Genomic DNA, 13,246 nt, shown 5'->3' on the forward strand with positions numbered 1-13,246 from the left:
CGGCGTGTCCGGCTGATGCCTCAGCCCTTGGCGCTACGGGCGGGGCGCCCAGCCCGTAGCGCGTCGTCGGAGCCGCTGCCGTCGAGCTGGTGGAAGGCGGGGGCGTACGCCGTCGCGGATCGCACCCCGCTCCAGGCGACCGGCGCGGGTGCGGCCAATCGGGGAGGTCCGACCAAGTCACCTTCCGAGCCGGTCGGGCCCGGCGGGCACTGTCTGTGAGGTCCCTTGGGAGCGTGCTGTCTTCGCCCCCACCTTGCCGGGGGCGACAGTGCTGGGGTCCACGGCCTCCAGCGGGGAGCCGACCGAGTAGGGGCACTCGGGGTCGTCGGGCCGGTTGGGGCGGTCGTGCGGCAGCAGATAGAACGTACGGCGGGCGAACAGGCCGCTGTCCACGCGTCGCGGCGCCTTCGGCACGAGGTTGGAGTAGCCGATGAGACGACCGTCGCGCTCATACCGGGGCTTGCCCTTGCGGGTGTTGACCTTGTCCAGGGCCTGGCGGACGTAGTCGAGGTCGTTCGGGTCCTCCAGCCACACGACCTCGGCCTCCTGGGCGACATCGCCTTCCTGGGGCAGTGCGCTCATCGGGCCCTCCTGCATGCGGGCGGCCGCGGGTCGGCCTGCTGGTGTGTCGTTCGCGAGGCTGGTGCCCCAAGGGGCGGTGCTCCGCCCGGAACGTCCGCCTCCATCGTACGGGTGCCCGAGAATCTCGGGCAGGGCGCAGTCCGTCATCGTGCGCCCCCCTCGGCTGCGCCCTCCGGGAGCAGCGCGATTCCCGGGTAGAGCTTGGTCGCATTATTTTTGATCATTTCCGCTGGTGAGGCCAGGCCGAGTTCCTGGCGGATGCGGCTGGCGAAGGCGCGCGATGTGGAGAAGCGAATGCCTTCATCGGCGCACCAGCGGCAGTAGGTCTCGTACAGCAGCTTCTGCTCGACGCGGAGATCGGGGTTGGGGCCCTCGCCCTCGCCCTTGGTGCATCGTTCGGTCAGGAACCGCCCGATGTGGTCTTCGGTGGTTTCGTACGCGGCCGTGGCAATCTGTACGGAGGTGGGTCCGGCGAGCGGGTCACGGGTGGCCAGGTAGCGCTGGGCGCCTTCGATGAGCCACTGGAGGATGCCGGGGCCCTCGTCAGCGACGAGTTCGGCGGCGAGGTTGTCGATCTTCCGTGCGTTGGGAACACGCCGCTCGAACGGAATGATGCGCATCCGGCGCCAGAACGCGTGCCCGCCCGTGCCAACCTCGGGGCGATGGTTACCGAGCAGCCAGAGCTTGTGGGTCGGGGAGAAAGTGAAAAAGTTCTGCCGCATACGCCGCGCGGTAATGGTGTCACCGCCCGTCAGCAACTTGACCCGGGCTTCGTTGAACTTGTCATTGGGCCTGAGCTCGCTGCACACCACGACGCGCCGGCCGTGGAGTTCGGTCAGTTCGGTGGAGTGCTCGGTGAACTTGCCCTTCTCCATCAGGAATCCCGGCGGCGCCGCATTCGCGTAGTCGCCGAGGATCTGCGTCATGACCTCCAGGAGCACGGACTTGCCGTTGGCCCCGGAACCGTACAAGAACGGCATCACCTGCGCGCCGACGTCGCCGGTGATGGAGTAACCGAGCAGCAGATGCAGGAACCGGGTGGTCTCCAGCCCCTTGGCGTCGCCGCCGAAGGTATCCCGCAGGAAGCTGTCCCAGCGCGGAACCGGCATCTTGAGCGGGGCAACGGTGGTAGCGCGCGAATGCATATCGGTGAGCGGATCGGGCTTGCGCAGTTCCCCCGTACACAGGTCAACCACGCCCGAAGGCGTGCACAGCGCGTAGATGTCGCCGTCGAGTGTGTCCGGATACAGCCGAAGGCTCGGGGCGGACTGGGCCTGGAAGAGCATCGCCTTGAGGCCTGCGGTCGACTCGGAATGGCGCCGGTGCGCGGCCAGTTGACGGTCGGTGAAGCGGCCGGTGGGATCGTGCTCAGGGATCTGTTCGGCCATCTCTCCGGCCGCCCACACGGCGGTCTCCTCGCCACCCGTCAGCTTCCAACGGTACGTATCCCAGGAGTGCCAGCCCATACCGATGACGTACCGGAACCGGTCCTGGTATAGACGTGCGAACAGCTTGGCGTTGCCCCGGTCGGTGAGCGAGCCGGGCAGCAGGACTGCGGAGGCGACCGGCGGAGGGGCTGACCCGTCGCTCTGCCCGGGGGGCAGGCTCGGCCGGGTCAGGGCCGGGGAGAGGCTCTGCCTGCGCATCTGTCGTGCTGCGGCTTCGGCGTCGAAGCGTACAGGTTCGGCGCTCATGAGCATCCTCGAGGGGGGAGCGTGCGCTGCACGCCGGTGGACGGAGCGGACTCGATGATCATGGAGTTGCGGAGTTCCGTCGGGCCCAACGGGACTGAAGCTTTCACAGGGCAGAGAGCGTAGACCACCGAACCTGTTTCCTGAGAGGTTGCGGTAGTTGTTGGGAAAGTTGAGTCCCGTGGTGCGTGGTCCCGTCGCCGGAGGCTCGCGGCGACGGGACTGTTCAGTCCCGCGCAGGGTTCGGCCCCTTTGGACCCGTACGGAGAAAGTGCAGGTCAGACCCGTAAGCGCCCCAACTACGGGACTGACGGGGCTGGAGGTCGTAGTTATCAGCTACATAGATAACTTTAGAACACGCGTACGCGTGCGTGAGCGTATATTTCTTGCGTAGCTGATAACTACGACCTCCAGCCCCGTCAGTCCCGTGCCTCGTGGTGAAAACGCTCTGACCTGCGCTTTTATCAGCGGGACCGGGACGGGACCGAGCCCCGCGGGACTGAACGCTGTCTGCTGCTCCAGGTCTGCGGTCTGCTCGGCGGACCGGGCCGCGGGAGACGGCAGGGCGGGACGTACGCCACGGGTGCGCCGGCCGACGGTGCGGGCCGCACGTGATCCGCTGGCGGGGCAGTGCTCTTTGATGTTGAATGGCGGACGTCAGTACGGAAGCGATCAGTCGGCATGGAACGCGGCCAGGGGGCGGGAATCACGATGCGGAAGTCGTATCACGCAGCGCACATCTACATGATCGTGGGAGTGCTCTCGGGGCTCTTCTACCGCGAATTCACCAAGGCCGAGGACTTCACCGGCGACACCCAGCTGGCCGTGATGCACACCCACTTGCTGGCGCTCGGCATGCTGGTCTTTCTGATCGTCCTCGGTCTGGACAAGGTGTTCCAGCTCTCGGAGAATTCGAAGCTCTTCACGAGCTTCTTCTGGTTCTACAACGTGGGCATCGTGATCAGCGTCGGGATGATGGGCGTGCACGGCTCGATGACTGTCCTGGGTCACGACGACGTGCCGGAGGCGGTGCCGCTCATCGCGGGGCTCGGCCACATCCTGCTCACTGTCGGGCTCGTCCTGCTGTTCATCCGGATCGGCGATCGGCTGAAGGAGCTGAACGCGGCCAAGCAGCCGCCGGCCAGCGAGACGGAGCGCGCCACGACCTCGGTCTGACACCCCGGTCCCGAATCCGACGCCGAAGCCCCGCAGCAGCCCGCTGCGGGGCTTCGGCGTGTCCCGGGCCGCCGGCCGGAAGTGGAAGGAAGCCGGTGGGAAAAATTCAGAGTGGCCTCATGAATGGCTCTGATGCCCTGTCCCGGAGGCTCCGGCGAGAGTGGATCCCGTGACCCACAAGGGGTGGGTCACGGGAGGTGGACATGTCCTTGAGGACCGATCTCTACGCCGATATCACAGGATTCCTGCAGGCCAAGTGCGATGCCGATCCGGATGAACTCTCCGCGGAATCGGATCTTTACCACGAGGTCGGCATCGACTCGCTCGATCTCGTCGCCATGGCGCAGACCCTCCAGAGTGCGTACGACGTGTCGATGGACGACGAGCGCATCGGTGCACTCCGCACCGTCGGCGACATCGTGGAATTCGCCGTCTCGAAGATCGAAACCGAAGCGACCGTCTAGACCACGGGGAGATCCTGCAATGCCTGCGTACATCACGGCCATGGGACGCTTCCTGCCAGGCGAGCCGGTGCCCAACGAGGAGATCGAGGACTACATCGGCAGTGTGGGCCAGGCGAGTTCGGGGCTGCGCGAACAGATCCTCGAGAACTGCGGGATCAAGACGCGGCACTACGCGATCGACAAGCAGCACAAGACCCTGTTCTCCAACACCGACATGGCAGTCGAGGCCATCCGCCAGGCGGTGGACCGCTCGGACATCACCCTCGACGACATCGACCTCATCTCGGCGGCGACCGCCGTGCCGGACCTCGTCGCGCCCGGCATAGCCAGCTCCATCCACGGCGCCCTGGGCAGCCCGCCCTGCGAGATCGTCACCACCCACGGCATCTGCAGCTCCGGGATGATGGCGCTCAAGAACGCCTACCTCCAAGTCGCGGCCGGGGAGAAGAAGAACGCGGTCGCCTCCGCCTCCGAACTGGCCTCCCGCTTCATGAAGAGCGAGTGGTTCGAAGGCGTCGAGAGGGTCTCGGACGACGGCGCCATCGCCATGGAGATGGCGTTCCTGCGCTACATGCTCTCGGACGGTGCCGGCGCCGCGGTGGTACAGGACCGCCCGGCGGCCGACGGTGTGAGCCTGCGGATCGACTGGATCTCGCTCACCTCCTACGCCAACACCGAGGACACCTGCATGTACATGGGCTCGGCCGACAACTCGGCGGAGCGGACATGGTGGGACTACCCCTGCGCGGCCGAGGCCGCCGGCGCGGGCGCGCTGGCCCTGCGGCAGAACCTGGGCCTGCTGCCGCATCTCGTACGGATCGGGGTCAAGGAGTACCAGCGGCTGCTCGATGAGGGCCGCTTCGACCCGGACGAGCTCACCTGGTTCCCCGTGCACTACTCCAGCGAGCGTATGAAGACCATGGTGCTCAAGGAGGTCGAGCGGAAGAAGGTCCGGGGCCCCTCCGTCGAGAAGTGGTACAGCAACCTGCCCCGCGTCGGGAACATGGGGTCCGCGAGCATCTACGTGATCCTGGAGGAGATGCTCAACGAGGGGCTGGTGGCCCCGGGGGACAAGCTCCTGGTGATGGTCCCCGAGTCCGGCCGGTTCGCGGTGTCCTTCGCGCATCTGACGGCCGTCCGTGCCGGGGAGGTCTGAGACCGTGGGTGCACAGCCCCGGGTGACGGCCTACTGGTATTCGCAGACCGGCCAGCTCCTGGAATCCGTCGCCGCCGTCACCGGCCCGCTGGAGAAGGCGGGCTGGGACGTACGCCTGGTGGAGATCAGGCCCCGGGAGGCCTTCCCCTTTCCCTGGCCCGTACGCCGCTTCTTCGGCGTGTTCCCCGCCTCGGTCGACCCCGACGCCGCGCCGCCGATCACCGTCCAGCCGCCGGTGTCCGAGGACGACGACACGGACCTGGTGGTCTTCGCCTACCCGGTCTGGTACCTGGCACCGGCGCTGCCCATGCGGGCGCTCATCTGCGCCGAACCGAAGGCGTTCGACGGGCGTGCCGTCATCGGTCTGATCGCCTGCCGGAACATGTGGTACTCGGCCGCCATCGAGGCGCAGCGGCTGCTCCAGGGTGCCGGTGCCCGCTACGTCGGCACGATCGCCTCCGTGGACACCGCGTCCGCCGCGGTCACCTTCGTCACCACACTGCGCTGGTTGCTCGCCGGAAAGCGGGACGCGTCCTGGGGGTTCCCGCGTGCCGGTGTCGGCAAGGACGAACTGGACCGGCTCGCGATCCTCGGTGAACGCATCGCCGAACTCGCACCCGCGCAGAGCGGCCCCGCCCCGGTACAGGACACGACCGGGTCCGTCTCCGAGGACGCCCTGGCCGACCGGATCCGCGAGGCGCTTGCCGCCCATGACGCCGCCCCGGTGAACTTTCCGCTGGCCGCCGCCGACCTCCTGGCCGGAAGGGTCTTCCGGGTCTGGGGCCGCGTCATCCGAGCCGCCGGCCGACGCGGAGAGGTCCAACGCACCGCACTCAGCGGCATGTTCGTTCTCTGGCTGACCGGAGCCATCCTGGCCGGGCTGCCCACCGTCGTGGTCACCCGCATCCTGTTCAAGGCCGGTTTCGACGCCGCGGTCGCCCGGCGCCTCGCACCGGTCGTCGCCCGTCTCGCGGAGGTCCACCGATGACTACAGCCGTGAAGCATCCGCCCCGGGCCGCCGAGCAGGTGGAGGCCGACGTCGTGGTGATCGGCGGCGGGCCCACCGGCCTTGCCGCAGCCCACTTCCTCGCCGCACTGGGCATCCGCACGGTCGTCCTGGAGCAGCGCCTCACACCGTCCGGTCACCCACGCGCCACGGTGATCAACTCGCGAACCATGGAACTGCTGCGGCACCTGGGCGTCGACGCCCAGGTGCGCCGGGCCGGGGTGCCCCTGGAGAACACCGCACGCATCACCTGGTGCACCGCACTCGCCGGGACCGAACTCGCCGGTCTGGACATCATCGCCTCCGCAGACGCCCTCATGGAGCGAGCCGTCAACAGCCCGGTCCTGCCCGTCATCTGCTCACAGAACCGGGTGGAGGCGCTGCTCGTCGACCGGCTCCCCGAGAACGCACGGGTGATCCGCGGCGTCAAGGCCGAGGAACTGACCCGGACCCCCTCCGGTGTCAGGGTGACGGCCTCGGGGGAGCGCCCCACCGTCGTCGAGGCCCGCTACGCCATCCTGGCCGAAGGCCTGCACGGCGCGCTGCGCGAAACCGTCGGCCTGCGCCAGACCGCGTCCACACCGCTCGGCAGGCTCCTCGACATCCACTTCAGCGCCGACCTCACGCCCTGGACGACGGGCCGCGAGAGCGCCCTGTACTGGCTGCTCACCGACACCGTGCGCGGCGTCCTCGTCACCGTCGACCCCAAGCGCGGCGAATGGCTCCTGGAGATACCCGCCCTCACCCCGGACGAGGAACACACCTACTTCGGGCAGGAAGTCGACCACCACAAGCTGATCGAGGCCGCCGTCGGCGTGACGGGCGACGCGATCGAGGGGCTGCGCATCCACTCCGTACGGAACTGGGTGATGGGCTCCACCGGGCTCGAGTCCTGGCGCAGCGCCGACGGCCGGGTGCTCGCCGCGGGGGACGCCGCCCACACCTTCCCGCCCACCGGGGGCTTCGGCATGAACACCGGCATCCAGGACGCCCACAACCTCGCCTGGAAGCTGGCCGCGGTGCTGCGCGGCGGCGCCCCCGACACGCTGCTCGACTCCTACGAGCGCGAGCGGCGCCCGGTGGCCGAGTTCAACGCCCGGCACAGCGAGACCAACGCCCTGCAGAAGCGGGCGCTGCTCCAGACCGACGCCGACCCGGCGGAGTTCGCCCGGAACATCGAAGAACACCGGCCGCACTTCGACTTCGAGGGACAGACACTGGGCTTCACCTACGATCCGGGCCCCGGCGAGCCGGTGGTCCGGGACGTGGTGAACTACCGGCCCAGCGCGCAGGCCGGACACCGGGCCCCGCACGCCTGGCTGGACCGGGCCGGCGACCGGATCTCCACCACCGACCTGACCCGCACCGGCTTCGCCCTGCTCACCGGGGCCGAGGGCACCGTCTGGCAGCAGGTGGTGCAGGGGGCTCCGGACTTCATGGGCCTGCCCCTCACCGCGTCCGTGATCACCGCGGACAGGGGCGGACTGCGCGACACGAGCGGGACCTTCGCCGACATCTACGCCCTCAAGGGGGCGGAAGCGGTACTCGTACGGCCCGACGGCCACGTCCTCGCCCGGCTGCCCTGCGTCGCCCCCCGCGAGGAACTGCGGCGGGCTGCCGACCGAATCGTCAACAGCGGGCCGGTGCCCGCACGAACGGAAGGGCAGTCATGACGGCCGGACCCGCCTTCTCCCCGAAGCGGCTCGCGGGACTGCGCTCCGGCGCACTCTCCGAGGTCCGCGCCGCCCTCGACGGGCTGCCGCGAGAGGACCTGGCGGCCTGGCTGGCCACATCCGACGGTGAGGACGTGCTGCGCACCGTCTTCGAGCAGATGCCCGAGCGGTACACCGGAGGCCCCATGGACGGTCCGCAGACCGTCCGCTGGGAGGTCGAGCGGCCGTCGGCGGACACCCTCGCCCGCGACCTCGTGCTGAGCGAGGACACCTGCGACGCGTGCGAGGTGGGGATCTCGGGCGCCCCCGCGGTCACCCTCACCCTCGACGCGGTCAGCTTCGTGGAGATGGCCTCCGCCGCGTCCCAGGGCATGGACCTGCTGCTCCAGGGCAGGCTGCGCATCCAGGGGGACGTACACCTCGCGATGCGCATGGAGTCGCTCTTCGGGCTCGCCGCACCGGGTGAATCCGGATGAGCACCCTCCCCGCACGCCACCGGGTGGTGGTGACCGGCATCGGCACGGTCACCCCGCTCGGCGTCGGCACCGAGCGGGTCTGGTCGCGGCTGCTGGCCGGGGCCTCGGGCGTCGGACCGATCCGAGGCTTCGACGCCGGCCGGCTGCCCGTGCGGATCGCCGCCGAGGTGACGGAATTCGACCCCACCGACTGGCTGACCCACAAGGAGGCCAGACGCCTCGACCGGTTCTGCCACTTCGCGATCGCCGCGGCCGAACTCGCCGTGGAGCGCGCGGGCCTCGATGGCATCGACCGGGACGGCGCCGCCACCGTGATCGGCAGCGCCATCGGCGGCGCCGCCACCATGATGGCGGGGGCGCTGAAAGACGCGGAGGCCCCCCAGATGGTCTCCCCGTTCTTTGTGCCCAGCTCCATCGTCAACATGGGCGCGGGCACCGTGGCCCAGCGCTTCGGCTTCCGAGGCCCCGGCGCCGCACCCGTCACCGCCTGTGCCTCCTCGGCCGACGCGATCGGGCAGGCCTACCGCATGGTCCGCGACGGCTACGCCGGGGCCGCCCTCGCGGGTGGCGCCGAGGCGTGCGTCATCTCGCCGCTGATCGCGGGCTTCGCCAACCTGCGCGCACTCTCGCGCCGCAACGACGAACCCCACCGCGCCTCCCGTCCCTTCACCGCGGACCGAGACGGCTTCGTCATGGGGGAGGGCGCCACCATGCTGCTCCTGGAGACCGCGGAGTCGGCCGAGGCCCGAGGCGCACATGTCCACGCCGAGATCTGCGGCTACGGCCAGACCAGCGACGCCTACCACGTCACCGCCCCCGACCCCACCGGCGAGGGCGCCGCCCGCGCCATGCTCGCCGCGCTGCGCGAGGCCGGTCTCGCGCCCGAGGAGATCGACCACATCAACGCCCACGGCACCTCCACCCTGTTCTCCGACGCCGCCGAGACGAAGGCGATCAAGTCCGCCTTCGGCCCGCACAGCAAGAACCTGGCCGTCAGCTCCACCAAGTCGATGACCGGCCATCTGCTGGGCGCGGCCGGCGCGACCGAGGCGGCCTTCTGCGCACTCGCGATCGACCGCGGGGTCATCCCGCCGACCATCAACCAGGACGCCGTGGACCCCGAGTGCGACCTCGACTACGTACCGAACACCGCCCGCCCGTACGAGGTCCGGGCGGCCCTGTCCAACTCCTTCGCCTTCGGCGGGCAGAACGTCTCGCTCGCCCTCCGACGGTTCGTCAGGCAGTGACCCGGCCCGTGCCCGGCGTGCCGCGCCACATGTGACCACACCTCAGGAAGGTCCCTCGATGACCCAGGTCTCCACCGCCCCCGTGGCCGCCACCGCTGTCCCCGGCCCCACCGGCCGGCTGCGCGCCATGCTCTCCATGTCCGGCAATCCGATGGACTATTTCACCGGGCTGCGCGACCAGTACGGCGCCGTCGTGAGCGTCCCGCTCGGCCTCCGCAATCTGTTCCTGGTCAGCGACCCGGAGGCGGTTTCGGAGATCCTGGTCAACTCGCACCGCAAGTTCACGAAGGCCACCATGAGCACCGGACGTGGGAAGTGGGAAGCCCCGCTCTCGGTGATCTTCGGCAACAGTCTGACCACCAGCGACGGTGATTACCACCGCAAGCAGCGGCGGCTGATCCAGCCGATGTTCCACCACGAGCGCATCGCCGGCTACGGCCGGGCCTTCGCCGAGATATCCGACGGCATCCAGTCCGGCTGGAAGGACGGGCAGCGCCTCGACATGGCGGCCGAGATGACCGAGCTGACCCTCGGCGTCGTCTCCCGCACGATCTTCGACGTCTCGCTCGACAGCGATATGGCGCACACCGTGCGCACCTCCATTCCGCGTGACGAGGGTCCGCTGCGCTGGGACTCCCTGCCCTTCGCCCGCTACCTGGCGATGCTTCCGCTGCCCGGCAACAAGCGCTTCTTCGCGGGCCGCGACCAGCTCGACACCATCGTCTACCGGCTCATGGACGAGCGCAGGCAAAGTGAAGCCAAGGGCGCCGACCTGCTCTCGCTGCTGCTGGAGGCGCGCGACGCCGACACCGGGAAGCCGATGGAGGACCATCAGGTGCGCGACGAGGCGGTCACCATGCTGATGGCCGGTCACGAGACCACGGCCAACGCCCTCACCTGGTCGTACCACCTGCTCGCCACCCACCCCGAGGTACGAAAGCGTCTGCACCAGGAGATCGACGAGGTGCTCGGCGACCGGCTGCCCACGGTCGAGGACCTGCCCCGTCTCGTGTGGACCGACGCGGTTCTCAACGAGGCGATGCGCCTCTACCCGCCGATCATGGGCATGGCCCGCCGCCCCCTGGACGACTTCGAGCTCTGCGGTCACCACATCCCCAAGGACAGCTTCGTCGCCGTTGTCCCGTGGGTCATCCACCGCGACCCGCAGTGGTGGCCGCAGCCGGAGCGCTTCGCCCCGCAGCGCTGGCTCAAGGACCCGACGCCCGCCGACGCGGCGGACGAACTCACGGGTCACGCGCTCCGGCCCGGTCGCCCGCGCCTGTCCTACATTCCCTTCGGCGGCGGCCCGCGCCAGTGCATCGGCAACACCTTCGCGTGGATGGAGGGCGTCATGGCCCTGGCCACCGTGGGGCGCGACTGGGAGTTCGAGCCCGTGCCCGGGCACACGGTCGAGACGCTGGCCCGTATCACCATCCGGCCGAAGAACGGCATGCCGCTGACCGCCCGGCGCCGCCGGCCGGCCGCCGCCCGCGACTGACCGGGGACCGGCACACCCGTCCACCGACATGCCATCGAAGGGATGACCGCACATGACGAGCAATACCCAGGTCGCACTCGACAAGGAAGAGCTGCGCTCCCTCATCGCACACATTCTCGATCTCGATGTGGAGGAGATCACCGACGACGCCGACTTCGTGCGGGACCTGGAGGTCGACTCCCTGATGGTGCTGGAGATCGTCGTCCGGCTCCAGCGGCAGTACGGCGTCAAGCTGGAGGAGCGCGACCTGAAGAACGTCTCGTCGCTTCCCCAGGTCCTGCGGCTGATATCCGACAGGCGTACGGAACAGTTCGCCGCCTGACGCCCTACGCCCTCTGCTCGACACGCCTTCCAGGAGGAACCTGTGCCGGACACCCAGCGACCGGTGGCACTCGTCTCGGGCGGCTCCCGCGGCATCGGCCGCGCCGTCGTGTCCCGACTGGCGCACGACGGGTTCGACGTCGCCTTCTGCTACCGCTCGAACGCCGAAGCGGCCGCCCGGACCGTCGAGGAGGCCACCGGTACGGGGGCGCGCGTCATCGCCCACCGTGTCGACGTGGCGTCGCTGGAGGAGGTCCGGGCCTTCACCGCCGCCGTGGAGAACGAGCTCGGCCCGCTCGACGCCGTGGTCACCTCCGCGGGGCTGACCCGCGACAACTCCCTGCTGCGGATGTCCGACGAGGACTGGCGTGAGGTGATGGGAACCAACCTCGACGGCACGTACAACGTCTGCCGCGCGGCGATCTTCTCGTTCATGAAGCGCCGCACCGGCTGTGTGGTGACGCTGTCGTCCATCACCGGTGTGCACGGCCATGCCGGGCAGACCAACTACGCGGCCTCCAAGGCGGGCATCATCGGCTTCACCAAGTCCCTCGCCAAGGAGTGCGGAAAGTACGGTGTACGTGCCAACGTGGTCGCGCCCGGTCTCATCGAGACCGACATGACCGCCGGCCTGACCGAGGCGGCCAGGAAGGACATTCTCGACAATGTCCCGCTCGGCCGCCTCGGCCGGCCCGACGACGTGGCGGACCTCGTCTCCTTCCTCGTCTCCGACCGCGCCCGGTACATCTCCGGGCAGGTCCTGGGCGTGGACGGCGGCCTGGTGATCTGAGCACCCGGACTCCGGACCCGCCCCGGACGGTGCCGGAGTCCTCGACCACACGTGAAGGGACACCCCGCCTCATGAGGCTCGGACTCAATCTCCGCTATCTCGGCCCTCTGGGTGCCGGTGCGGCCCCCCGGGACTCTGCGCGCTATGTCCGCGAGGCCGAGCGCCTGGGCTTCTCGGTGGCCTGGACATCCGAGGCGTTCAGCTCGGACGCCGTCTCGCTGCTCGGCTGGCTCGCCGCGCAGACCTCACGGATCGAGCTGGGCACCGCGGTGATGCAGATCCCGGCCCGCTCGCCGGCGATGACCGCGATGACCGCCGCCACCCTCGACCTGCTCTCGGAGGGCCGTTTCCGCCTCGGCCTCGGGGTGTCGGGGCCGCAGGTCGCCGAGGGGTGGCACGGGGCCCGCTTCGACAAGCCGCTGGCCCGCACTCGCGAGTACGTCGACATCGTCAGGATGGCGCTGCGGCGTGAGGTGGTCGACCATGGCGGAGAGCACTACCCGCTGCCGCTGCCCGACGGGCCGGGCAAGGCCATTCAGCTGGGCATGCGCCCACGTCGCAGGGCGGTGCCGCTCTACCTCGCGGCTGTCGGCCCGGCCAGCACTCGCCTGGCCGGCGAGATCGCGGACGGCTGGCTCTCCATCTTCTTCCAGCCCGAGTCCGGGCACGAGTTCATGGCGGAACTGCGTGCCGGGGCCGCGCGCCGGGGCGGTGATCTGCGGGGGTTCGACGTGGTCGCGGCGGTGCCGGTGGCGTTCGGCGACGACCTCGCACACTGTGCGGACCGGGTGCGCACCTTCACCACGCACTATGTGGGCGGCATGGGGTCGCGCCAGCAGAACTTCTACACCCGGCTCATGGCCCGAAGCGGCTTCCCCGACCAGGCGGAGCAGGTGCAGAAGCTCTATCTGGACGGAAAGCTGCGCGCGGCCACCGAGGCCATGCCGCAGGAGTACCTCGACCGTACGGCCCTGCTGGGGTCCGCCGACCGCGTCGCGGACCGGCTCCAGGCCTATGCGCAGGCGGGTGTCACCACGCTCTCGGCCATGATCTTCCCCGATGACGCCGAACAGGGCATCGCCACCCTGCGCACCCTGGCCGAGGCCATGGACCGGGCGGGCGTGGGGGACTGACGCGGACGCGGCGGTCCGGCAGTCCCCCGAAGG

The 13,246-nt window shown here is 69.5% G+C and carries 13 protein-coding genes; 11 read left to right on the forward strand and 2 right to left on the reverse strand.

The window, feature by feature from the left end:
• Positions 1-177: 177 nt before the first annotated feature.
• The gene (locus OG322_RS40870) at positions 178-582 is read right to left on the reverse strand and encodes a DUF6009 family protein (RefSeq protein WP_123471595.1); all 405 of its coding nucleotides are present in this window, start codon (positions 580-582) and stop codon (positions 178-180) included.
• A gap of 143 nt (positions 583-725) precedes the next feature.
• Positions 726-2,276, reverse strand: coding sequence for a DNA primase family protein (locus tag OG322_RS40875; RefSeq protein WP_124286608.1), 1,551 nt, complete (start codon positions 2,274-2,276; stop codon positions 726-728).
• 708 nt (positions 2,277-2,984) lie between these two features.
• On the opposite strand from OG322_RS40875, the gene OG322_RS40880 reads away from it, so the two are divergent.
• From OG322_RS40880 to OG322_RS40930, 11 genes are all read left to right on the forward strand, one after another.
• Positions 2,985-3,449 (forward strand): DUF2871 domain-containing protein, encoded by a 465-nt coding sequence (locus OG322_RS40880; RefSeq protein ID WP_123471726.1) that lies wholly within the window; start codon positions 2,985-2,987, stop codon positions 3,447-3,449.
• Between the two features lie 203 nt (positions 3,450-3,652).
• Positions 3,653-3,913, forward strand: coding sequence for an acyl carrier protein (locus OG322_RS40885; protein ID WP_123471599.1), 261 nt, complete (start codon positions 3,653-3,655; stop codon positions 3,911-3,913).
• A 19-nt stretch (positions 3,914-3,932) separates the two neighbouring features.
• Positions 3,933-5,069, forward strand: a complete 1,137-nt coding sequence (locus OG322_RS40890; protein ID WP_123471601.1) for a 3-oxoacyl-[acyl-carrier-protein] synthase III C-terminal domain-containing protein — start codon at positions 3,933-3,935, stop codon at positions 5,067-5,069.
• A gap of 4 nt (positions 5,070-5,073) precedes the next feature.
• Entirely contained in the window at positions 5,074-6,057 is a 984-nt protein-coding gene (locus OG322_RS40895) for a hypothetical protein (protein WP_124286609.1), read from the forward strand.
• Positions 6,054-7,748 (forward strand): FAD-dependent oxidoreductase, encoded by a 1,695-nt coding sequence (locus tag OG322_RS40900; RefSeq protein ID WP_123471604.1) that lies wholly within the window; start codon positions 6,054-6,056, stop codon positions 7,746-7,748. The genes OG322_RS40895 and OG322_RS40900 overlap by 4 nt, the downstream gene beginning before the upstream one ends.
• On the forward strand, positions 7,745-8,224 hold the full coding sequence (locus OG322_RS40905) for an SCP2 sterol-binding domain-containing protein (protein ID WP_329307824.1): 480 nt from the start codon (positions 7,745-7,747) through the stop codon (positions 8,222-8,224). The genes OG322_RS40900 and OG322_RS40905 overlap by 4 nt, the downstream gene beginning before the upstream one ends.
• The gene (gene fabF / locus OG322_RS40910) at positions 8,221-9,471 is read left to right on the forward strand and encodes a beta-ketoacyl-ACP synthase II (protein WP_123471608.1); all 1,251 of its coding nucleotides are present in this window, start codon (positions 8,221-8,223) and stop codon (positions 9,469-9,471) included. The genes OG322_RS40905 and fabF overlap by 4 nt, the downstream gene beginning before the upstream one ends.
• A 58-nt stretch (positions 9,472-9,529) precedes the next feature.
• Positions 9,530-10,969, forward strand: a complete 1,440-nt coding sequence (locus tag OG322_RS40915; protein WP_329307825.1) for a cytochrome P450 — start codon at positions 9,530-9,532, stop codon at positions 10,967-10,969.
• Positions 10,970-11,021: 52 nt separating this feature from the next.
• Positions 11,022-11,291 carry an acyl carrier protein gene (locus OG322_RS40920; protein WP_123471612.1) on the forward strand — a complete coding sequence of 90 codons (270 nt, stop codon included), beginning with the start codon at positions 11,022-11,024 and terminating at the stop codon, positions 11,289-11,291.
• A gap of 42 nt (positions 11,292-11,333) precedes the next feature.
• Positions 11,334-12,080, forward strand: coding sequence for a 3-oxoacyl-[acyl-carrier-protein] reductase (gene fabG / locus OG322_RS40925; RefSeq protein ID WP_329307826.1), 747 nt, complete (start codon positions 11,334-11,336; stop codon positions 12,078-12,080).
• A 71-nt stretch (positions 12,081-12,151) separates the two neighbouring features.
• Positions 12,152-13,213 carry an LLM class F420-dependent oxidoreductase gene (locus OG322_RS40930; protein ID WP_123471614.1) on the forward strand — a complete coding sequence of 354 codons (1,062 nt, stop codon included), beginning with the start codon at positions 12,152-12,154 and terminating at the stop codon, positions 13,211-13,213.
• Positions 13,214-13,246: the final 33 nt, after the last annotated feature.

The organism is Streptomyces sp. NBC_01260 (assembly GCF_036226405.1).
GTDB lineage: Bacteria > Actinomycetota > Actinomycetes > Streptomycetales > Streptomycetaceae > Streptomyces > Streptomyces laculatispora.